Source organism: Pseudomonas laurylsulfatiphila (assembly GCF_002934665.1).
GTDB lineage: Bacteria > Pseudomonadota > Gammaproteobacteria > Pseudomonadales > Pseudomonadaceae > Aquipseudomonas > Aquipseudomonas laurylsulfatiphila.
The window spans coordinates 551237-572900 of the sequence record NZ_NIRS01000003.1 but is presented as its reverse complement, the minus strand read 5'-3'; the positions used below and the strand labels follow the sequence as shown (position 1 = coordinate 572900).

Below are 21664 nucleotides of genomic sequence, written 5' to 3'. Positions count from 1 at the left end.
CGACGAGTTGGAAGCCGCGACCACGCGCAACGCCACTTCGTTGACTTGCCCGGTGGCCGAGGACACTTCGCGGATCGAGCCGTGAATGCGCTCGACGAAACGGTTGAACGCGGTGCCGAGGGTGCCGAATTCGTCATTGTTCTGGATGGTCAGGCGTTTGGTCAGATCGCCTTCGCCGTCGGCGATGTCGGCCATGGCGCGGGTCATGACGTGCAACGGCTGGATCAGGATGCGAATCAACATGCCGAGGAGGGCGATGATGATGGCCACGGCAATGATGGTTGCAACCACAGCCGAGGTGCGGAACTCGCTGAGCATCGAGTAGGCTTTTTCCTTGTCCACCGACAGACCGATGTACCAGTTGACCGAAGGCAAGCCCTTGATCGGGGTAAAGCTGACGATGCGGGTCTTGCCGTCGACGTCCACTTCGCTGAAGCCGTTGCCGATGCGCGGGGTATCTTTCGGATACGCCTCGCTCAGGGACTTCATCACCAGCGCTTTGTCCGGGTGAACCAGGATCTTGCCGTCGGCGCTGACCAGAAACGCGTAGCCCATGCCATCAAAGTCGCGGGCGCTGAGGGTCGCGATCAGGGTTTGCAGGCTCAGGTCGCCACCCACCACACCGACGCTCTGTCCGGCTTTTTTCGAAGCCGTGGCCATCGAGATGATCAGTTGACCGGTTGCCGCATCGATGTAGGGTTCGGTCAGGGTCGGCGTACTGCTGTTTTCGGCGCCTTTGTACCAGGGGCGAACACGCGGATCGAAACCGTCCGGCATCTTCGCGTCCGGACGAATGGTGAAGTGCCCGGTGGCGTCACCCAGGTAGGACGCCATGAAAGTCGACGTCAGGGTTTTCTGCTCAAGCAGGCTGGCGACATTGGCTTGTTCGGGGTTGATGGCGATGTTTTGCGAGAGGTTCTCGATCAGCAAAATACGCCCGGCCAGCCAGGTCTGGATGTTGTTGGCGGTGACGTCACCCATCTCGTTGAGATAGTTATCGAGGTCCTCGCGGATGGCATTGCGCTGCAAATAGTCGTTGTACAGCGTGAACGAGGCGAAGGCGGCAATAACAATGAGGGCGGCGGCAAGCAGGATTTTATGGCTGAAACGCAGATTTTTGTTCATGGCTTGGGGTTCCGCTAAGGTCTTAATGTCCAGCGCGTGCTTTTATAAAGGAACGCACGACGGGCAAGGTTGAAAGCAATTGAATTTTCCGACTCTCCTTAGGGAAATTTCCTACCAGATCGTGTCTGACTGCTTTGTCGTTATCTCTATCGGCCGTGTAGGACCAAAGATTAATCATGGGTGACCAAATGCCTGACTCACTGCAACTCGTTATCGGCGCCGACCTCAAGGGGCAGCCGATTGCCCAGGCCATGCGCCTGGCGAATCGCCACGGTTTGATCGCGGGCGCGACCGGCACCGGAAAAACCGTGACGTTGCAACGAATGGCCGAAGCTTTCAGCGATGCCGGCGTGGCGGTGTTCGCCGCCGACATCAAGGGAGACCTGTGCGGCCTCGGTGCCGCGGGCAACCCTCAGGGCAAGATCGCCGAGCGGATTGCCGGGATGCCGTGGCTCAACCACAAGCCTCAGGCTTATCCGGTGACGTTGTGGGACGTACAGGGTCAGTCCGGTCATCCTTTACGCACAACCTTGAGTGAAATGGGGCCGCTGCTGTTGGGCAGCCTGCTGGAACTGACCGACAGTCAGCAGTCGGCGTTGTACGCGGCGTTCAAGGTGGCGGACCGCGAAGGCCTGTTGTTGCTCGATCTCAAGGATCTGAAGGCGTTGCTCAATCACCTGCGGGACCACCCCGAGTTGCTGGGCGACGATGCGGCATTGATGACCACCGGCTCCAGCCAGGCGCTGCTGCGACGTCTGGCGACCCTGGAGCAACAGGGCGCCGAAGCCTTGTTCGGCGAACCGGCGCTGCAACTCGAAGACATCCTCCAACCCACTGCCGATGGCCGCGGGCGTATCCATTTGCTGGATGCCAGCCGTCTGGTGCATGAAGCGCCGAAAGTCTACGCGACGTTCCTGCTGTGGCTGCTGGCCGAGCTGTTCGAGCAACTGCCGGAGCGTGGCGATGCCGACAAACCCTTGCTGGCGCTGTTCTTCGACGAGGCCCACTTGTTGTTCAACGGCACGCCCCAGGCATTGCGTGATCGCCTGGAACAAGTCGTGAGGCTGATTCGTTCAAAAGGCGTGGGTGTGTATTTCGTCACCCAGTCGCCGGGTGACCTGCCGGATGATGTGCTGGCTCAGTTGGGCTTGCGCATCCAGCATGGTCTGCGTGCGTTTACCGCCAAGGAGCAAAAGTCCCTGCGCGCAGTGGCCGAAGGTTTCCGGCCGAATCCGGCGTTCGATACGTTGTCGGTGTTGACCGAACTTGGGATCGGCGAAGCGCTGGTCGGCACGCTGCAGGAAAAAGGCACCCCGGAAATGGTGCAGCGGGTGCTGGTCGCGCCGCCGCAATCGCGGATCGGGCCTTTGACCGGTGCCGAGCGTACGGCGCTGATTGCCGGTTCGCCGTTGCAGGGGCGTTATGACAAGCCGATTGATCGCGAATCGGCCTATGAAGTGCTGATGGGGCGCAAGGGCCTGGCGCCCGAGCCCGAGGCGGAGCAGGGCAAACAGGAACCGAGTTTCACCGAACAGGCCGGGGAATTCCTCGGCACGGCAGCAGGGAAGGCGCTGAAGTCGGCGATGCAACAGGCGGCGAACCAGCTTGGCCGACAGTTGGTGCGCGGCTTGATGGGCTCATTGCTGGGCGGCAGCAAACGCCGCTAGTGAGTGGACACAATCTAACTGTGGGGGCGAGCCTGCTCGCGAATCGGTGTGTCAGGCAACATCATTGTTGAATGTTATGCCGCCTTCGCGAGCAGGCTCGCTCCCACAGAGGGCGCCTATGAGGTTTTGGTCTTGGAGTGCGCCGCCAGTCGCTCCAGCGCTGCCCGCAGATTCGGGTCGCTGATCCCGTCGGCCGTAGCCTGGATGGTCGCGGCCGCATCGTCCGACAGATCCATGGTATGCCCGACCGCGCCCCGCTGGACGGTCGGTGGCTGCACCTTGAACAGGATTCGCGTCAAGTTGGCAAACTCGTCGAACAGTTGCAGTTGCCGCTGCAGGCGCTTCTGCTGGTAGCGCAGGCGGGTTGCCCAATGACCGTCGGTGACAATCAGCAACAAACTGCCTTCGCGCCAGGACGCTACGTGGCAATGCTCGCGCGCGGCGGGTTGCAATTGGCTTTCGAGCAAACGTTGCAAATGGCCCAGGCGTTGAGCGTGGCCCAGAATGGCTTTCAGCGGCTTGGCTTCGCGTAATAGAACGGCGGGTACTTTGGCCGTAAGTGGGCGAAATGCCATGATCAGACACCTGAAGTAACAGAGGCGCCATGGTAGCAGAAAGCACCGGATGCACCCGCCCATTGCTTTTGTGGGTGCTTTACCCATTAAATCAACAACTAACTTCTGCCTTGAACGGCTTGAAGTTGAGCAAAACGCCCCTATTTTAAGTGAGCCCCGTCAAAGCGCTGTGCCAGCATCGTGGAATATCGCCACTTTCCTCACCACCGTTTCCGGGTAGAATGCTCGTTCGCATGCGGCCATGAGGGCTGCACGGGCGACTCACGGGGCCGCCCTCCATCCCTTTAGTGTGGAAGATCCTGCCGATATGTTTGCGCCTTTGTTAAAGAAACTTTTTGGAAGCAAGAACGAGCGTGAAGTCAAGCGCATGCTCAAGACGGTGCAACTCGTCAATGCCTTCGAAGAGCAAATGGTGGCCCTTTCGGACGATCAATTGCGTGCCAAGACCAGCGAGTTCAAGGCCCGCATCGCCAAAGGGGAATCCCTCGACAAACTGCTGCCAGAAGCCTTTGCGGTCGCCCGCGAAGCCGGCAAGCGTGTCATGGGCATGCGCCACTTCGATGTCCAGCTGATCGGCGGCATGACCTTGCATGAAGGCATGATCGCGGAAATGCGTACCGGTGAAGGCAAGACCCTGGTGGCAACACTGGGCGTTTACCTCAACGCGCTGTCCGGCAACGGCGTGCACGTTGTGACAGTGAACGACTACCTGGCCCGCCGTGACGCCAACTGGATGCGCCCGCTGTATGAATTCCTCGGCCTGACGGTCGGCGTTGTCACGCCGTTCCAGCCGCCGGAAGAGAAACGTGCTGCCTACGCCGCCGACATCACCTACGGCACCAACAACGAATTCGGGTTCGATTACCTGCGCGACAACATGGCGTTCAGCATGGAAGAAAAATTCCAGCGCGAACTCAATTTTGCCGTGATCGACGAAGTCGACTCCATCCTCATCGACGAAGCCCGTACGCCGCTGATCATCTCCGGTCAGGCCGAGGACAGCTCCAAGCTGTACATCGAGGTCAACAAGCTGATCCCGCAGCTCAAGCTGCACGTTGAAGAAGTCGAAGGCGAAGTGACCCAGGCCGGTCACTACACCGTCGACGAGAAGACCCGTCAGGTCGAACTCAACGAAGCCGGTCACCAGTACGTCGAAGAAACGCTGACCCGCATCGGCCTGCTGGCTGAAGGCGAAAGCCTGTACTCGGCGCACAACCTGAGCCTGCTGACTCACGTCTACGCCGGCCTGCGCGCGCACAAGCTGTTCCATCGCAACGTCGAATACATCGTGCAGGACGGTCAGGTCGTACTGGTCGACGAACACACCGGCCGTACCATGCCGGGTCGCCGTTTGTCCGAAGGCCTGCACCAGGCCATCGAAGCCAAGGAAAACCTGAACATCCAGGCCGAAAGCCAGACGCTGGCGTCGACCACCTTCCAGAACTACTTCCGTCTGTACAGCAAACTGTCCGGCATGACCGGTACGGCCGACACCGAAGCGTTCGAGTTCCACCAGATCTATGGCCTGCAGGTCATGGTGATTCCGCCGAACAAGCCGCTGGCCCGTAAAGACTACAACGACCTGGTGTTCCTGACCGCCGACGAGAAATACGCGGCAATCGTGGCCGACATCAAGGAAAGCATGGCCGCCGGTCGCCCGGTGCTGGTGGGTACCGCCACCATCGAAACCTCCGAGCACATGTCCAACCTGCTCGTGAAGGAAGGCATCGAACACAAGGTTCTGAACGCCAAGTTCCACGAAAAGGAAGCCGAGATCATTGCCCAGGCCGGTCGCCCGGGCGCACTGACCATCGCCACCAACATGGCCGGTCGTGGTACCGACATCCTGTTGGGCGGTAACTGGGAAGTGGAAGTGGCTTCCCTGGAAAACCCGACCCCTGAGCAGATTGCCCAGATCAAGGCCGACTGGCAGAAGCGTCACCAGCAAGTGCTCGAATCGGGTGGTTTGCAGGTGATTGCGTCCGAGCGTCACGAATCGCGCCGTATCGACAACCAGCTGCGTGGTCGTGCCGGTCGTCAGGGCGACGCCGGTTCCAGCCGTTTCTACCTGTCGCTGGAAGACAGCCTGATGCGCATCTTCGCCTCTGACCGGGTGAAGAACTTCATGAAGGCACTGGGCATGCAGCCTGGCGAGGCGATCGAGCACCGCATGGTGACCAACGCCATTGAAAAGGCCCAGCGCAAGGTTGAAGGCCGCAACTTCGACATCCGCAAGCAACTGCTCGAGTTCGACGACGTCAACAACGAACAGCGTAAAGTGATCTATCACATGCGTAACACGTTGCTGGCCGCCGACAACATCGGCGAGACCATCGCTGACTTCCGTCAGGACGTGCTTGACGCCACCGTCAGCGCACACATTCCTCCGCAATCGCTGCCTGAACAGTGGGACGTGGCCGGTCTGGAAGCTGCGTTGCAGAGCGACTTCGGTGTGACGCTGCCGATCCAGCAATGGCTCGACGAAGACGATCACCTGTACGAGGAAACCCTGCGCGAGAAGCTCATGAACGAGCTCATCGCGGCGTACAACGAGAAAGAAGACCAGGCGGGCGCCGAAGCGCTGCGCACCTTCGAGAAGCAAATCGTTCTGCGCGTTCTGGACGACCTGTGGAAAGACCACCTGTCGACCATGGATCACCTGCGTCACGGTATCCACTTGCGTGGTTATGCCCAGAAGAACCCGAAACAGGAATACAAGCGCGAGTCGTTCACCCTGTTCTCCGAGTTGCTGGACTCGATCAAGCGCGACTCGATCCGCGTGCTGTCCCACGTTCAGGTTCGCCGCGAAGATCCTATCGAGGAAGAGCAGCGCCTGCGCCAGGAAGCCGAAGCATTGGCCGCTCGCATGCAGTTCCTGCATGAAGAAGCTCCAGGCCTGGACCAACCGGAAGTGCTGGGCGAAGAAGTCGATGTGGCGCTCGCCGCTGCCCCGGTTCGCAGCGAGCATAAGCTGGGTCGCAATGAGCTGTGCTACTGCGGTTCGGGCAAGAAGTTCAAGCATTGCCACGGGCAGATCCAGTAAAACCCGTTTCAATCGCTGAAATACCCGCGCCGCGACCGGCTTCTGCCGTCGCGGCGTTTTACCATTCGAACCACCGTCTTCCTGAAACGGTGCTGACATCATTTATAAAGGAGCGCATTCATGGCTGTTGGTCTTGGTCCTTTGCCAACGTTGCACCCGGTTGCCGGTTTTGAACTCGGTATCGCCTCGGCTGGCATCAAGCGCCCGGGGCGCAAGGATGTTGTGGTCATGCGCTGTGTTGAAGGCTCCACGGTAGCCGGCGTGTTCACCCTGAACGCCTTTTGCGCCGCCCCGGTGATCCTGGCCAAGCAGCGCGTACAAGGCCCTGTGCGTTACCTGCTGACCAACACCGGCAATGCCAACGCCGGTACCGGCGAGCCAGGCCTGGCCGCCGCCGAACGCACTTGCGCCAAACTGGCCGAACTGACCGGTGTCGATGCCAGCCAGGTGCTGCCGTACTCCACCGGTGTGATCGGCGAACCGTTGCCTGTGGAGAAAATCGAAGGCGCGCTGCAAGCGGCCCTTGACGACCTGTCGATCCACAACTGGGAAGCTGCCGCCACCGGCATCATGACCACCGACACCCTGCCCAAAGGTGCCAGCCGTCAGTTCCAGCACGACGGCGTGACCGTCACCGTGACTGGCATCAGCAAAGGCGCCGGCATGATTCGCCCGAACATGGCGACCATGCTCGGTTACATCGCGACCGACGCCAAAGTCTCCCGCGATGTGTTGCAAAACCTGATGCTCGATGGCGCCAACAAGTCGTTCAACCGCATCACCATCGATGGCGATACGTCGACCAACGACTGCTGCATGCTGATCGCCACCGGTCAGGCTGCGCTGCCGGAAATCACCCGCGCCGAGGGCGAACTGTTCGCCAAGTTGAAGCAGGCGGTGTTCGAAGTGTGCATGGACGTGGCCCAGGCCATCGTTCGCGACGGCGAAGGCGCGACCAAGTTCGTGACCGTTGAAGTCAACGGCGGCGGCAATCACCAGGAGTGCCTGGATGTCGGCTACACCGTGGCTCACTCGCCGCTGATCAAGACCGCGTTGTTTGCTTCCGATCCGAACTGGGGCCGTATCCTGGCCGCCGTTGGCCGTGCCGGTGTGCCGAACCTGGACGTCAGCAAGATCGACGTGTTCCTCGGTGACGTGTGCATTGCCAGCCGTGGCGCGCGCGCCGCGACCTACACCGAAGCCCAGGGCGCGGCGGTGATGCAGCAGGAAGAAATCACCATTCGTATCGAGCTGGGTCGTGGCGATTGCAGCGAAACCATCTGGACCACCGACCTGTCCCACGAGTACGTGAAGATCAACGCCGAGTACCGTACGTAAGATCGGGTCGACCCGATCGCGGGCAAGCCCGCTCCCACAGTGACCGCGTTGAACACAACCTTTGTGTACGCCGCTGAACCTGTGGGAGCGGGCTTGCCCGCGATGACGGATGACCAGACGCTAGAGATTTTGGCCTGTCCCCCCTCATCAAAAGGTCCCGAACATGAGCCTGCACCTGATCATCGGCGACAAACTGCTTTCTTCCTGGTCCCTGCGCGGCGCCCTGGCTCTGGATCTGACCGGCGCGGCCTACACCGAAGAACTGATCAAACTGAACCAGCCGGACACCCGCGAGCGTCTGCTCAAGCATTCGCCGACCGGGAAGGTCCCGCTGCTGAAGACCGAGCACGGCACCATCGCTGACTCTCTGGCGATTGCCGAATACCTGGCAGAACGGTTCCCCGACGCGAACCTGTGGCCCAAAGACACCGCCGCCCGTGCCCAGGCACGTTCGGCGTGCGCGCAGATGCACAGCGGATTCTTCGCCATGCGTGGCAACATGCCGTTCGACCTGAGCCATGACGCCCCTTTGTCGCCGGTCCCGGCTGACGTTCAGGGCGACATAGAACGCATGTCGGCACTGTGGGCCGAGTGCCGTGCTGTCGCGACCGAGAGCGGTCCGTACCTGTTTGGCCGCCTCACGTTGGCCGACGCGTTCTTTGCACCCATCGCCGTGCGCCTGCGCACCTATCGGGTGAAGCTGTCCGCGGCTGACGAAGCCTATGTTGAAACCCTCTACCAATGGCCGGCGTTCAAGGCCTGGCAGAAGGCCGGACTGGAGGAGTTGGAAAAGTGAAGCGAGTCCATGTCGCCGCCGCCGTCATCCGCGATGGCAGTGGCCAGATCCTGATCGCCCGCCGTGCCGATTCACAGCACCAGGGCGGCCTGTGGGAGTTTCCCGGGGGCAAGGTCGAGGCCGACGAGTCGGTCGAAACCGCACTGGCCCGCGAGCTCCATGAAGAGCTGGGCATCGTGGTCGACGCGGCGCGCCCGCTGATCAAGGTTCGGCACGATTACCCGGACAAACAGGTGTTGCTGGATGTCTGGGAAGTCTCGGCGTTTAGCGGCGAGCCCCATGGCGCCGAAGGCCAACCGCTGGCCTGGGTGTCGCCCCGGGATCTGTCGGGTTACGAGTTCCCGGCGGCCAATCAGCCGATCGTCGCGGCGGCCCGATTGTCATCGCAGTACCTGATTACCCCGGAAGATCTGGAAACTCCGGCGTTGTTGCGTGGCATCCAGAAGGCCATTGCCGGTGGTATCAAGCTGATCCAGTTGCGCGCACCGAACGGTTACGACCCCAAGTATCGCGACCTGGCTGTCGATGCGGTGGGCCTGTGTGCCGGCAAGGCACAATTGATGATCAAGGGGCCGTTCGAGTGGTTGGGCGATTTCCCGTCCGCGGGTTGGCACATCACTTCGGCGCAGTTGCGCAAATACGCAGCGGCTGGTCGACCGCTACCGGCATCGCGCTGGCTGGCGGCCTCGTGCCATAACGCTGAAGAGCTGGCGCTGGCCGAACAGATGGGCGTGGATTTCGTGACCCTGTCGCCGGTTCAACCCACTCTGACGCATCCTGGCGCGGAGCCGTTGGGTTGGGAGCAGGCGTCGAGCTTGATCGAGGGCTTCAGTAAGCCGGTGTTCCTGCTGGGTGGTGTTGGCCCGGCCGAGGTCGAGAAAGCCTGGGCGGCGGGTGCGCAGGGTGTGGCGGGGATTCGGGCATTCTGGCCTGAGGCCTGATTCTGTGCTGTAGCTTCTGACGCCTTCGCGAGCAGGCTCGCTCCCACAGGTTTTGTGTGCGCCACAAATCCACTGTGGGAGCGAGCCTGCTCGCGATGAGGGCCTGACAGGCGCCGGCTAAACCTCAGGCTTCGCCGCAGGCTGCCAAAGAATCTCGGCCACGCCCTGACGCTTGGCAATTAGCCGCGCCACCACAAACAACAAATCCGACAACCGATTGATGTACGCCAGGCCAACCCCGGCCAACGGCTCAATCGCGTTCAATTGCTGACACCGCCGCTCGGCACTGCGCGCCAGACTACGGCAAACATGCGCCTGGGCAATCAGCGCTGAACCGCCGGGCAAGATGAAGTTTTCCAGTGGTCCCAGCTCTTCATTCCACACATCGATCGCCGCTTCCAGGCGCTCGATTTCCGCTGCATTCAACGCCTGATACACCGGCATTGCCAGCTCACCGCCCAGATCAAACAAGCGATGCTGGCAAGGCGCCAAAACCTCGATCACCTCCTGCAAGCCTGCAAAAGTATCCGTTTGTGCCGCCAACCCGGCCAGCAACACGCCCACCTGACTGTTGAGCGTATCGACTTCGCCAATGGCCTCGATCCGTGGGTGATCCTTGGGGACGCGACGGCCATCGCCCAGCCCGGTCTCGCCTTTGTCGCCAGTGCGGGTGTAAATCTTCGACAAACGAAAGCCCATGGTTACCTCGATAGCAGATTGAGTTCTTGCGCGACAGGTGTTGTGCTCGCCAGGGGCAGGCGCAAGGTGAAGCAAGTGCCTTGGCCCAGGGTCGATTGCACTTCCATCTGCCCCTTGTGGTTATTGGTGATGATGAAGTACGACACCGACAGCCCAAGGCCGGTGCCCTGGCCGATTTCCTTGGTGGTGAAGAAGGGTTCGAAGGTCCGTTTGCGCACGCTTTCACTCATGCCGATGCCGTTGTCCTCGACCTGGATTTCCGCCCACGGCGGGTTCAGCCGGGTGCGCAGAATGATCCGCCCCGGCTCGCTGTCGTCTTCGCGCTGGTGAATGGCTTGCGCAGCGTTTTTCAACAGGTTGAGCAGTACTTGCTCCAGTTCGTTGGCGGTGCCGGGGACCGGGCCCAGCGCCGTGTCGAATTGACGAATGATGGCCTGGCCCTTGAAGTCGAAGCCGATCGCCAGGTCGAAATCGTTGCCGGCGATTTCCACCGCCTGATCAATCAGGGCGGGCAGATCGCACGGGGCCATCTGGCGGGTGCTGCGACGGCTGAAACTGAGCATGTGGGTGACGATTTTGGCGGCCCGGGCACCGGCCTGCTGGATGCCATCGAGCAACTGTGGAACTTCGCGGATTTTCAGATACTGATTGACCGTCGCCAGTTCGATGCCGGCCTGTTCGGCCACTTCAAGGTTTTTCGGCAGGTCGGGGGACAGGCGTCGGCGAATGTTTTGCACGTTGTGCAGGATCGCACCCAGCGGGTTGTTGATCTCGTGGGCCATGCCGGCGGCAAGACCGCCTACCGACAGCATTTTCTCCGACTGCACCATCATTTCTTCCAGGGACAGGCGCTGGGTGATGTCGTCGATCCGGATCACTACGCCACGGCCGGCACCGCCCATCAGCGGATAGAACGTCAGGGCGTAGTGGCGGGGCTCGTCGTCCTTTATCCAGGTAACACGTTCGATTTTGGCCACCGTATGCTGTTCGACCGTTTCCTTGAGTTGCGGCAAGAACGGCTTGAGCGGTTCGAAGGCGAGGAAGATGGGCTGGTTCAGGGCTTCATCCAGGCGTGTGCCGGACAGGGCGCTGGCTTCCTGGTTCCATTGAGTCACGTAGAGCTGTTCGTCGAGGGCGATCAGCGCCGACGGCATGGAGTCAATGATGCTGTTGAGGTAGTTCTGGAAGCCGGTGAGCTTTTTCTCGATCTTGCTGCGCACCTGGACTTCAAGCTCCAGCTTGCGGTTGGTATGACGGGTTTCTTCCGCCAGGCCCTGGGCCTGGTCGTAAGCGGCCTGGGAGTCGTCCCGAGCCCGCTTGAGTTGCTGCTCCCTGGCTTCGATCCGCGAGAGCATGGTGTTGAACGCCTCGGCGAGGCTGCCGATTTCATCGTGGTTTCCTCGCGAAGCGCGCAGTGCGTAGTTTTCTTCACGGGTGACCTGTCGCGACAACTCTTCGAGCTGGTGGATCGGCCGGGTGATCAGGCGCTTGATCTGGCGGGCAATGATCAGCCACAACAGCACGCTGAAGATCAGAATGCCTAGGCTGGCCGTCAGGGTCCCCGTGTAGAACGCCACTGGCAGTTCACTGCTGGCGACCAGCAGCAAGTGTCCCGGTGCCGCGCCGGGGCGGGGCAGGGTGATGACTTGATTGGTGCGAAACTCGGTGGCCTGCCAGTCTTCGATATGCCGGAAACGCTTGGGCAGCTCCAGGTTGTCGCCATGCTGCAATTGCGCCAATCGCTCACCCTTTTCGTCATACAGGGCTGCCGCGCGCAACGGCGAATAGCTGTTGAGTTCATTCAGCAGGCGCTCGGCGCTTTGCGGTGACGCCAGGGCTTCGGAGGCCAGGCTCGGGTTGGATACCAGCCGGCCGATGGTCTGCAGGGCCTGGGGCGCCATGCTTTCCTGGGAGATGTAGTACGCGGCGCTGATAAAGGTCAGGTTGGCAACCAGCAGGACGGTGACCATCAGTACCAGCAGGGCGGCCAGCAGTTTCTGGCCGACGGGCAGGTTTTCAAGGCGCTGGCGCAATGGCATTGGATTCATCGCAAACAAGGAACAAGTGGCCAGCGTAGCCGCTGCTCAGTCGCTGGGCAATCCAAGGCTTTGCAGGCGAGCGATCAACCTTGATTCAAGCTGCTTGAGGTGAGGCAGGTTCAGTTGATGTCGCCCGGCCACTTTGCAGGCGTAGCCCAGCAGGTAGCTGATTTCCGTGCGGCGCTGGCTCGTGACGTCCTGATGCATCGACGAGTAGTTGGCCGCGGTGGCGTGAATCACCCGTTCGACTTCCTGCTGAAGGTTTTCGGCCGCCGCCGGCTGACCGCAACGCTCAAGCAACTCCACCAGTTCACCGCACAGGGTGGCCACTTCGCACTGATGTTGCTGCAAACCGCCGTTGCGGCAATCGTGCAGCACCGTCAGCGGGTTGATCGCGCAGTTGAGGGCCAGCTTGCGCCACAGCCTGGTCAGAATATCGGTGCTCCACTCGTGAGGGATGCCGGCAGTGCTCAAGTCATCGAGCCAGATTGGTGCGACCGGATGGCGCGCATCCCCCAGCCAGGTGAAGCCATGTCCAGCAAACACCACCCGCCAATCGCCATCGCGGAAGGCGCCTTCGGTGCTCGAGGCATAGATGCAGCGTGCCTGAGGAACCTGTGCGGCCACCGCGTCCTGACTGCCCAGGCCATTTTGCAGCAGGATCAGTTCGGCGTCGGGAGCCAGGCGTGACGCCAGTCGGGCCACCGCGCTTTCGGTATCGTAGGCCTTGCACGCCACTAGCAGGCGGTTGATCGGCTGGCGGCTGTCCGCTGTTTCGGCGGGCACGGCGTAGTGTTGCGCCTGGCCGTGTTCCACCAGTGTCAATCCGCCTGCAGCCTCATAGGCCTGTAGCCTCGCGGTGTCTCGCAGGATCAGCCTGACCGGCACGCCAGCCCGTGCCAGGCGTGTGGCCCATAAAGTGCCGAGGCTGCCGGCGCCGAGTACATGCCAGGTGGTGGACATCAGCTTTTTGCTCTGTTTAAGGCGTGCATCGGCAGCTCACAGTGAATGATGGGAAAGACCCGTTATAATCAGCGCGGATTTTAACCGCAAGCCAGGCGCGCTCCATCGGTGCGCCTTTAAATTTGGAGAGATTACATGCCGTCGTTCGACGTGGTATCCGAACTGGACAAACACGAAGTCACCAACGCGGTCGAGAACGCCGTCAAGGAACTCGATCGTCGTTATGACCTGAAAGGCAAAGGCAGCTTCGAGTTCAAGGAAAAAGACCTGACCGTCAACCTGACCGCGGAAGCGGATTTCCAGCTCGAAGCGATGATTGAGATCCTCAAGCTGGCTCTGGTCAAGCGCAAAATCGACGTGCAGTGCCTCGAAGTCAAGGATGCCTTCGCGTCGGGCAAGCTGATGAAGCAGGAAGCCGTCCTCAAGGAAGGCATCGACAAGGAACTGGCGAAGAAAATCGTCGCTCACGTCAAAGATGCCAAGCTCAAGGTCCAGGCGGCCATTCAGGGCGAGCAGGTTCGTATTACCGGCAAGAAGCGTGATGACCTGCAAGAAGCCATTGCTGTGCTGCGGGCCAAGGAGTTCGGTATGCCGCTGCAGTTCAACAACTTCCGCGACTGACCTTGAAAGCGGGAACCTCTTGGCGTTTGTGACGTCGGAGGCCCGAGCAACGGCAGAAACGATTGAACCCGTCGCGGTTCGATCTTTCTGCCGCTTTTTTTTACGCATGCCGCATAGCCGGAAAACAGGAGAAAGTAGATGGACTTAAGCGCTGAGGTAGACAACCTGGTCAAGGTATCCCAAACCTGGATCCCGATGATCATGGAATACGGCAGTCGCGTACTGCTGGCGGTCATCACCCTGGCCATCGGCTGGTGGCTGATCAACAAAGTCACGAAAAAGCTCGGCGGTCTGATTGCATTGCGCAATGCCGACCTGGCGTTGCAGGGTTTTATCAGCAGCCTGGCGAACATCATCCTCAAGATCCTGCTGGTCGTCAGCGTGGCCTCGATGATCGGTGTGGAAACCACTTCGTTTGTGGCGGCGATTGGTGCGGCGGGCCTGGCCATTGGCCTGGCTTTGCAGGGCAGCCTGGCGAACTTCGCCGGCGGCGTGTTGATTTTGCTGTTCCGTCCGTTTCGTATCGGTGACTGGATCGAAGCTCAGGGGGTTGCCGGCACCGTCGACAGCATCCAGATTTTCCATACCGTACTGCGCACCGGTGACAACAAGACCATCATCGTGCCTAACGGTAATCTGTCGAACGGCATTATCACCAACACCAATCGCCAGCCGACCCGCAAAGTGGTGTTTGATGTAGGCGTCGATTATGAAGCGGACTTGCAAAAAGCCCGGCAAGTGTTGCTGGAGTTGGCCAAGGATCCGCGTGTATTGACTGACCCGGCACCTCAGGCAGTCATTTCGACATTGGGTGACAGTTCTATCACTGTTTCCCTGCGTGTCTGGGTGAAGACAGCGGATTATTGGGATGTGATGTTCATGTTCAACGAACTGTCCCGTGATCGTTTGAGAGAGGCTGGCATCGATATTCCATTTCCACAGCGGGTTATTCGCGTGGTTCAGGAGTCCGCAGTGCAGTGATAGACCTTGTCATACATGCCTGACTTTTCGGTCAGGCATGTAGGGCGATTGTTCAATAATTGAACAATATGCGCGGACAACAAAAAAGGCCCATCCGAAGATGGGCCTTTTGTTTTGTTACCGCAAACTAACTGGATGCGATTACAAAACCGACAGCGGGTAGTCGACGATGAAACGGAACTCTTTCACGTCGCCTTCACCTTCGTCAGCATTAGCGAAGTGCCATGCTTGACGAATACGGAAGGACAGGTCTTTTGCCGGGCCAGTCTGAACAACGTACTTGGCTTCGAAGTTGGTTTCGTTGTGCTTGCCGTCTTCGCCATACAGGCCAGCGTAAGGGCTGCCAGCTGGAGTTTTGGTGCCGTCGATGTCCCAGCCTTTAACGTAACGGGTCATGAAGCTCAGACCTGGAACGCCGTACTCAGCCATTTTCAGGTCATAACGAACCTGGGCAGACTTCTCGCCAGGGGCGTTGAAGTCAGAGTACTGGATGGAGTTGGCGAGGAAGATCGAGTCGCCGCCGCGGTTGTTTTTGCCCACACCGATGTAGTCGAACGGAGTGTCACCGTTAACCTTCTGGAAGGCGAGGGTGATGGTGTGCGCTTTCATGAACGAGAAAGCGGCTGCCAGGGAGTAAGCAGTGTTGCTGATCTCGCCGGCTTTGGCATCACCAGTGTCTTTGGTGTTGTAGATGTTACCGTCCAGGTTCAGCGACTCGTTGCCACCCAGCGGAATGGTGTAGTTCAGGTTGGCGTAGTACTGGTTCCAGATGTCTTCCAGCTTGGCGCCGTACAGCGATGCCGACAGGTTGTCGGTGATGCCGTATTTGCCACCGAAGTAGTCGATGGAGTTGGCTTCTACGCCAGCGTAGGTTGCAAACAGGCCGCCGTCACGAGCGTTACGGTCCTGGCTGGTCGCCGAGTAGAAGTGACCGGCTTCGAGGTCAAGGTCTTTGACTTCGCTGCTTTGCAGTTGGATACCGCTGGCAGTTTGAGGAAGGATACGGGAACCGCCAACAGCGAACACTGGAGCAGTGCTTGGCTGCATGTCGCCGACTTTCAGCTCGGTTTTCGATACGCGGAATTTAACAGCGCCGCCGGCTTTGCCCTGGCTGTTGTTAACTTCGCCATCGGCGTCGCGGCTCATGTTGCCGGTGCCGCCGGTGCCGTCACCGCCGTCCAGTTTGATTGCCAGGTAACCGAAAGCGTCAACGCCAACACCGATCAGGCCTTGGGTGTAACCGGAGCTGAAATTGCCCCAGATGCCTTGGGTCCAGTCTTTCTGGTCGGTAGCGCCATCTTTACGGTCACGGTTGAAGTAGTAGTTGCGAACCAGCAAGTTCAGAGAGCTGTCTTCAACAATACCTTTGGCTTCAGCCTGGTCACTTACGAAAGGGGCGGCCGTAGCCAATTGGGTACTGGCTGCTGCTGCAACTGCCAGTGCGATCATGCTCCACTTCATCACGCGCATCGTGATTTGCTCCTTTGGTTTTAGAAGAGTACTGCCGTCCCACCTGTTTTATTATCTGGGCGGCTCTTTCTTTTTGTGTCGGCGCAAACTTATATCACGCCGACAATGTTGGCGATACTTGCGTATCTAACCTTTCGCGTTCTTTACGACCATGTCGCAAACAGCGAGGTAGATGTCGCAAATTTCGAGCTCCGACGCAACCGGGCTGACAACTTTAATGCTGTTTTCTGAGCCTGGGTGTCGGTAAAAAGAGTCCTGGTGAAACGTTTGAATCTCCATCGGGCTACCTTGCCACTGTCTTTTTTGCCTGAATGCCCCCCACTTCCAGCGGGTGTCACTCAGGTGATGTTGGGTATGTATGCAACAAGCGTGCACAAAATCACGTTTTTTTGCGGTTTTTTCAAATTGACGCTCTGGCGCTGTAAAAACCTCATAAAACCGGGGGGTTCAAGCGCCTTTGGTTTGGGCTTGACGCTTTGCCTCGCATCATGTTGCACCCTTCTGGTCGACTGCCTGACAACCAAAAATGTTACCGGTTCACCCCGCCAGTGAGTAAATGGCGGATGTCGAAGCATTCAGCGTAGACCCACTGTGCGGTTTTGGTGCAAAAAAATTTTAACATTGTGCTGAACTCATTCCTGTTGATCGAGTGTCTGGCACGAACTCTTCGTTGTTTATCAGTCATTTCGGCTTTTTTTTCGGCCGGCCGGTTCTGTGGTGGTGCGCGGCGTCGAAAAGTGTCTCATTCGGGGGCGGGCTGTCAGCTTTTCGCTGGCACTCGTGGCGTCTGTGCAAGGTTCGCCGTGAAGCGTGCGCCGTTCACAGGTATGCTGCCGTCCGGTCGCTTGGTGCGCCGCTCCTCTGGATGGGCGCTAAGCTGAAAAATGATGACCCGGCGGGAGTACGCGCAGTGTTCGCTCTAGATCCACGACTTCAACAAGACACGTTACCGATCGGGGACTTTCCGCTCTGCCGGTTGCTGTTGTCCAACGACTCGAACTATCCCTGGTTCATCCTGGTACCTCGTCGTGAGGCTATCAGCGAGATATTTCAGTTGGATGTCGCAGACCAGCGACAGCTTTGGCAGGAGACGACGGCGCTTTCGCAAGTGCTCAAGGACTCGTTCGATGCGGACAAGTTGAATGTCGCGGCGCTGGGCAATGTCGTCAGCCAGTTGCACATGCACGTGATCGTGCGCAAGCGTGAAGATGCCGCGTGGCCGGCGCCAGTTTGGGGTAGGCATCCGGCAAAACCCTACAGTTCGGAGCAGATTGCCGCCATTCGCGAGCGTTTGCGCCTGATATTGACCGATGACTTTACGTTTCTGGAGGGCTGAACCATGAGCCTGGAAGAACGCGTTACCGATCTTGAAAGCCGCCTGGCCTTTCAGGATGACACCATCCAGGCATTGAATGATGTGCTGGTTGCGCAGCAGCGGGTGGTCGAGCGTCTTCAACTGCAAATGGCTGCGTTGCTCAAGCGGCAGGAGGAAATGGTCGGCCAGTTCGAATCGTTCGAAGAGGAAGCGCCACCGCCGCACTACTAAGTAACTGCAGTAAGCACCTGCAGTAAGCAACATGCAGGCATGAAAAAACCGCGTACAGCCTGGCTGTACGCGGTTTTTTTCAGCCTTGAATCAGCGGCGTGGCAGTGCGGCGATCACATCTTCGGCTTGCAGGCCCTTGTCACGATTCATGACAGAGAACTCCACGCGCTGGCCTTCTACCAGGACGCGGTGGCCTTCACCGCGAATGGCCCGGAAGTGGACGAAGATATCGTCGCCGGAGTCGCGGGAAATGAAGCCGAAGCCTTTGGACGTGTTGAACCACTTGACGGTGCCGGTATCGCGGTTGCTCATGTCGTAGCTTGGCGAGGCAGCGACCGGTGACGATTTGTAGAAGCTGATGCCCAGGTGCAGGGCAACAGCGATCAGGGCTGCGACCAGACTGAACAGAACGGCAGGTTGACCGGCGATGACAGGCATCGGCGCGATCAGCGTCAGAGTCTGCAGTACTACCGCCAGAGCCAGCAGGACGCTGACCAGGTTTTGCAGTTGGTGGCGCGGACCTTTGTTCCAGTAAGGGATGACAGGTGCAAGCGTGAGATTGAGCAGGCCGAAAAAGGCCAGGTACAGCGCGTCAGGTTGTTGCAGGTAAGGCAAGGCTTCAGGGTGCAGGCTAGGGATGAAGGACAGCAGCAAGGCTGCTGCGCCTATCAACAGATGGACGATTTTCAACATTTTGATTAACTCACGTTAAGACAGCTCACAAGGAAGAGCTGATGGCGCACGGTTCGCTTCAAGACAATAAAGAGGCGCTGGACACGTGCCCGGTATCAGCCTATGCGCCATGCCCGGAAAAATAGGCACTGGCGACACGCTGTCTATTTAACAGCAAAGCCGCAGGCTACTCAAATCAGGGCGTCCGGCGGCTCTTTGGCGGTGATTTGCCGCAGGTTGCCCGAAGTTCCGCGGCTGCGGTAAGGCAGGTGACTTGCTGGTCCGCGTATGCAGGCGCATGAAAAAGTGGCGTGGATGCTTGGGCTCTTCTTTCCTACGTCATTCCATAGGGTGTTTCTGAAGGAGGCTTCGTTTCGCTGCGTGGGAAAACGTCCGGCGTAGGACGATCTCCAGGGTCTGCCAACAGTTGTTGGCTTATCCTACGTCGAGGGTCATAAAGTCGGCTGGAAAATACCTTTGCACCTGCGTTTTTATAAGTCGACACAAAGTTGCGCTTTAAGAAACCAGGATGGCAAAGGAGTGTCAGCGTTATGGTTTATGAAAGGCAAGAAGAGGGGCGATGCGGTTCGCACAGGGATGTAAGGGTTGATCCGTTTGTTCGCGAATTCGATATGGGATTGGCCCAGCCCTTGTCCCGCTCCGTACGATTGAATGGCTTTGCTACCTGTTTGCGGCTTGAGCAGGTTTATTGGGATATTTTGGGAGCAATGGCCCGGGCCAACGGTTGTTCGGTCAGTAGTCTGTTATCACATGTGGATCGCGAAGTTCACTTGCGTCATGGCGGAGTAAGGAATTTCAGTGGATTGGTGCGGGTCGTCTGTGTCGTACACAGCCTCAAGAAAGGGGGGTACATCGTCACTGCCTAGTCTGGGCGGTGAAAACGGCAGAGTGTCGGTCTGTGCAGTCTTACGGCTGCACAGGCCGCATTTAATGGATATAATCCCGCTCTTTGCCGCGAAACCCTGCGTGTGCGGTAGCAATCTGATCGCCGAGACAACCTCCATGCCGATGTACGATTATCAATGTGCTTCCTGTGGTCATCAGTTGGAAGCCATTCAAAAGATCAGCGATGCACCGCTGGTCGACTGCCCTGCCTGTCAGGCGCCAGAGCTTAAGAAATTGCTGTCCATGCCGGGCTTTCGCCTCAGCGGCACGGGTTGGTACGAAACCGATTTCAAGACCGGTTCCAAGAAGAACCTGGCCGGCGGCGACAAAGCTGACTAAGGTCCTGAACCTGAATTGAACGACACACGCGAGCTCTTGCATCACCCGGCGACTTTTTAAAGGCGGGGCTGCTGTAGGATCTCCAACCGAATTTCGAATTACGAGAAGTGAAACCACGACCATGATGCGCAGCCATTATTGCGGCCAACTGAACGAAAGCCTGGACGGCCAGGAAATTACCCTTTGCGGATGGGTTCACCGTCGCCGTGACCACGGTGGGGTGATTTTCCTCGATATCCGTGATCGTGATGGTCTGGCACAGGTCGTGTTCGATCCGGACCGCGCTGAAACCTTCGCTGCGGCCGATCGCGTGCGCAGCGAGTACGTCGTGAAGATCACCGGCAAGGTTCGCCTGCGTCCGGCCGGTGCGACCAACGCCAACATGGCGTCGGGCATGATCGAAGTCCTCGGCTACGAGCTGGAAGTGCTGAACGAATCGGAAACCCCGCCGTTCCCGCTGAACGAATTCTCCGACGTCGGTGAAGAAACCCGTCTGCGCTATCGCTTCCTCGACCTGCGTCGCCCGGAAATGGCCGAGAAGCTGCGTCTGCGTTCGCGCATGACCACCAGCATCCGTCGCTTCCTGGACGAGAACGGCTTCCTCGACGTAGAAACGCCGATCCTGACCCGTGCCACCCCGGAAGGCGCGCGCGACTACCTCGTGCCGAGCCGAACTCATGCCGGTTCGTTCTTCGCCTTGCCGCAATCGCCGCAGCTGTTCAAGCAACTGCTGATGGTGGCCGGCTTCGACCGTTACTACCAGATTGCCAAGTGCTTCCGCGACGAAGACCTGCGGGCCGACCGCCAGCCGGAATTCACCCAGATCGACATCGAGACCAGTTTCCTCGATGAAAAAGAGATCATGGGCCTGACCGAGCAAATGATCCGCAACCTGTTCAAGGAAGTGCTGGGTCTGGAATTCGGCGAGTTCCCGCATATGACCTTCGAAGAAGCCATGCGCCGCTACGGTTCCGACAAGCCAGACCTGCGTAACCCGCTGGAACTGGTTGACGTGGCCGACCAGCTCAAGGAAGTCGACTTCAAGGTGTTCAGCGGCCCGGCCAACGACCCGAAATGCCGCATCGCCGCCCTGCGCGTGCCTGGCGGCGCGAGCATGCCGCGCAAGCAGATCGACGACTACACCAAGTTCGTCGGCATCTACGGTGCCAAGGGCCTGGCGTACATCAAGGTCAACGAGCGCGCCAAAGGCGTCGAAGGCCTGCAGTCGCCAATCGTGAAGAACATTCCTGAAGCCAACCTCAACGTGATCCTCGATCGCGTGGGCGCGGTCGACGGCGATATCGTGTTCTTCGGCGCCGACAAGGCGAAGATCGTCAGCGAAGCCCTGGGTGCGCTGCGGATCAAGCTCGGCCACGACCTGGACCTGCTGACCTGCAAGTGGGCGCCAATGTGGGTCGTCGACTTCCCGATGTTCGAAGAAAACGACGATGGCAGCTTCACCGCCTTGCACCACCCGTTCACCGCGCCGAAGTGCACCCCGCAAGAGCTGGAAGCCAACCCGGCTGGCGCTCTGTCCCGTGCCTACGACATGGTGTTGAACGGCACTGAACTGGGTGGCGGTTCGATCCGTATCCACCGCAAAGAGATGCAACAGTCGGTGTTCCGTCTGCTGGGCATCAACGAAGTGGAGCAGGAAGAGAAATTCGGCTTCCTGCTCGACGCCCTGAAATACGGCGCTCCGCCGCACGGTGGCCTGGCCTTCGGCCTGGACCGTCTGGTGATGCTGATGACCGGCGCCCAGTCGATTCGTGAAGTGATCGCCTTCCCGAAAACCCAGAGCGCGGCCGATGTCATGACCCAGGCGCCGGGCCAGGTGGATGCCAAGGCATTGCGCGAGTTGCACATTCGTTTGCGTGAAACGCCTAAGGCCGAGTAAGGCTGACCCGAAGGGCGCATCTGCGGATGCGCCCTTTCTTTATAGG

The 21664-nt window shown here is 59.1% G+C and carries 18 protein-coding genes and 1 pseudogene; 12 read left to right on the top strand and 7 right to left on the bottom strand.

All coding sequences use genetic code 11. The features are described 5' to 3' along the window. Nucleotides 1-93: 93 nt before the first annotated feature. A pseudogene (locus tag CD175_RS32245) lies at nucleotides 94-1125 on the bottom strand (HAMP domain-containing protein); the annotation flags it as partial. A 188-nt stretch (nucleotides 1126-1313) separates the two neighbouring features. Between CD175_RS32245 and CD175_RS13115 the strand changes: the two are divergent. Next, nucleotides 1314-2792, top strand: coding sequence for a helicase HerA-like domain-containing protein (locus CD175_RS13115; protein ID WP_104449438.1), 1479 nt, complete (start codon nucleotides 1314-1316; stop codon nucleotides 2790-2792). Nucleotides 2793-2908: 116 nt separating this feature from the next. On the opposite strand, the gene CD175_RS13110 is transcribed toward CD175_RS13115, so the two are convergent. Then, nucleotides 2909-3367 (bottom strand): DUF721 domain-containing protein, encoded by a 459-nt coding sequence (locus CD175_RS13110; RefSeq protein ID WP_104449225.1) that lies wholly within the window; start codon nucleotides 3365-3367, stop codon nucleotides 2909-2911. A gap of 307 nt (nucleotides 3368-3674) precedes the next feature. On the opposite strand from CD175_RS13110, the gene secA reads away from it, so the two are divergent. The 4 genes from secA to CD175_RS13090 all read left to right on the top strand — a co-directional run bounded on the left by secA (nucleotide 3675) and on the right by CD175_RS13090 (nucleotide 9485). Beyond that, on the top strand, nucleotides 3675-6410 hold the full coding sequence (secA, locus tag CD175_RS13105) for a preprotein translocase subunit SecA (RefSeq protein ID WP_104449224.1): 2736 nt from the start codon (nucleotides 3675-3677) through the stop codon (nucleotides 6408-6410). A gap of 120 nt (nucleotides 6411-6530) precedes the next feature. Next, a complete protein-coding gene (gene argJ / locus CD175_RS13100; protein ID WP_008015779.1) occupies nucleotides 6531-7748 on the top strand; it encodes a bifunctional glutamate N-acetyltransferase/amino-acid acetyltransferase ArgJ in 1218 nt (405 codons plus the stop codon). A 163-nt stretch (nucleotides 7749-7911) separates the two neighbouring features. Next, on the top strand, nucleotides 7912-8544 hold the full coding sequence (locus CD175_RS13095) for a glutathione S-transferase family protein (RefSeq protein WP_104449223.1): 633 nt from the start codon (nucleotides 7912-7914) through the stop codon (nucleotides 8542-8544). Beyond that, on the top strand, nucleotides 8541-9485 hold the full coding sequence (locus CD175_RS13090; protein WP_104449222.1) for a Nudix family hydrolase: 945 nt from the start codon (nucleotides 8541-8543) through the stop codon (nucleotides 9483-9485). The genes CD175_RS13095 and CD175_RS13090 overlap by 4 nt, the downstream gene beginning before the upstream one ends. 117 nt (nucleotides 9486-9602) lie before the next feature. Here the strand turns inward: CD175_RS13090 and CD175_RS13085 are convergent, their stop codons facing one another. Genes CD175_RS13085 through CD175_RS13075 form a run of 3 tightly spaced genes read right to left on the bottom strand, consistent with a single transcriptional unit; the run spans nucleotide 9603 to nucleotide 13186 of the window. Beyond that, a complete protein-coding gene (locus tag CD175_RS13085; protein WP_104449221.1) occupies nucleotides 9603-10184 on the bottom strand; it encodes a cob(I)yrinic acid a,c-diamide adenosyltransferase in 582 nt (193 codons plus the stop codon). 2 nt (nucleotides 10185-10186) lie between these two features. After that, entirely contained in the window at nucleotides 10187-12223 is a 2037-nt protein-coding gene (locus CD175_RS13080) for a sensor histidine kinase (RefSeq protein WP_104449220.1), read from the bottom strand. A 45-nt stretch (nucleotides 12224-12268) separates the two neighbouring features. Then, nucleotides 12269-13186, bottom strand: a complete 918-nt coding sequence (locus tag CD175_RS13075) for a putative 2-dehydropantoate 2-reductase (protein ID WP_104449219.1) — start codon at nucleotides 13184-13186, stop codon at nucleotides 12269-12271. 135 nt (nucleotides 13187-13321) lie between these two features. On the opposite strand from CD175_RS13075, the gene CD175_RS13070 reads away from it, so the two are divergent. Together CD175_RS13070 and CD175_RS13065 are read left to right on the top strand one after the other, a co-directional pair. Continuing rightward, the gene (locus tag CD175_RS13070; protein ID WP_007977344.1) at nucleotides 13322-13807 is read left to right on the top strand and encodes a YajQ family cyclic di-GMP-binding protein; all 486 of its coding nucleotides are present in this window, start codon (nucleotides 13322-13324) and stop codon (nucleotides 13805-13807) included. Between the two features lie 138 nt (nucleotides 13808-13945). Beyond that, on the top strand, nucleotides 13946-14788 hold the full coding sequence (locus CD175_RS13065) for a mechanosensitive ion channel family protein (RefSeq protein ID WP_104449218.1): 843 nt from the start codon (nucleotides 13946-13948) through the stop codon (nucleotides 14786-14788). Between the two features lie 141 nt (nucleotides 14789-14929). Here the strand turns inward: CD175_RS13065 and CD175_RS13060 are convergent, their stop codons facing one another. Further along, entirely contained in the window at nucleotides 14930-16258 is a 1329-nt protein-coding gene (locus CD175_RS13060; RefSeq protein WP_104449217.1) for an OprD family porin, read from the bottom strand. A 910-nt stretch (nucleotides 16259-17168) separates the two neighbouring features. Between CD175_RS13060 and CD175_RS13055 the strand changes: the two genes are divergently transcribed. Both CD175_RS13055 and CD175_RS13050 read left to right on the top strand, forming a co-directional pair. Then, a complete protein-coding gene (locus tag CD175_RS13055; RefSeq protein WP_104449437.1) occupies nucleotides 17169-17594 on the top strand; it encodes an HIT domain-containing protein in 426 nt (141 codons plus the stop codon). 3 nt (nucleotides 17595-17597) lie between these two features. Beyond that, the gene (locus CD175_RS13050; protein ID WP_007977339.1) at nucleotides 17598-17804 is read left to right on the top strand and encodes a SlyX family protein; all 207 of its coding nucleotides are present in this window, start codon (nucleotides 17598-17600) and stop codon (nucleotides 17802-17804) included. A gap of 90 nt (nucleotides 17805-17894) precedes the next feature. Here CD175_RS13050 and CD175_RS31900 read toward each other — a convergent pair whose 3' ends face one another. After that, on the bottom strand, nucleotides 17895-18497 hold the full coding sequence (locus tag CD175_RS31900; RefSeq protein WP_095965394.1) for a cold-shock protein: 603 nt from the start codon (nucleotides 18495-18497) through the stop codon (nucleotides 17895-17897). A gap of 530 nt (nucleotides 18498-19027) precedes the next feature. On the opposite strand from CD175_RS31900, the gene CD175_RS13040 reads away from it, so the two are divergent. From CD175_RS13040 to aspS, 3 genes are all read left to right on the top strand, one after another. Beyond that, on the top strand, nucleotides 19028-19363 hold the full coding sequence (locus tag CD175_RS13040) for a ribbon-helix-helix domain-containing protein (RefSeq protein WP_104449216.1): 336 nt from the start codon (nucleotides 19028-19030) through the stop codon (nucleotides 19361-19363). Between the two features lie 136 nt (nucleotides 19364-19499). Then, the gene (locus tag CD175_RS13035; protein ID WP_032829812.1) at nucleotides 19500-19721 is read left to right on the top strand and encodes an FmdB family zinc ribbon protein; all 222 of its coding nucleotides are present in this window, start codon (nucleotides 19500-19502) and stop codon (nucleotides 19719-19721) included. A gap of 121 nt (nucleotides 19722-19842) precedes the next feature. After that, nucleotides 19843-21618: an aspartate--tRNA ligase gene (gene aspS, locus CD175_RS13030; RefSeq protein ID WP_104449215.1), complete on the top strand. Its 1776-nt coding sequence runs from the start codon at nucleotides 19843-19845 to the stop codon at nucleotides 21616-21618. Nucleotides 21619-21664: the final 46 nt, after the last annotated feature.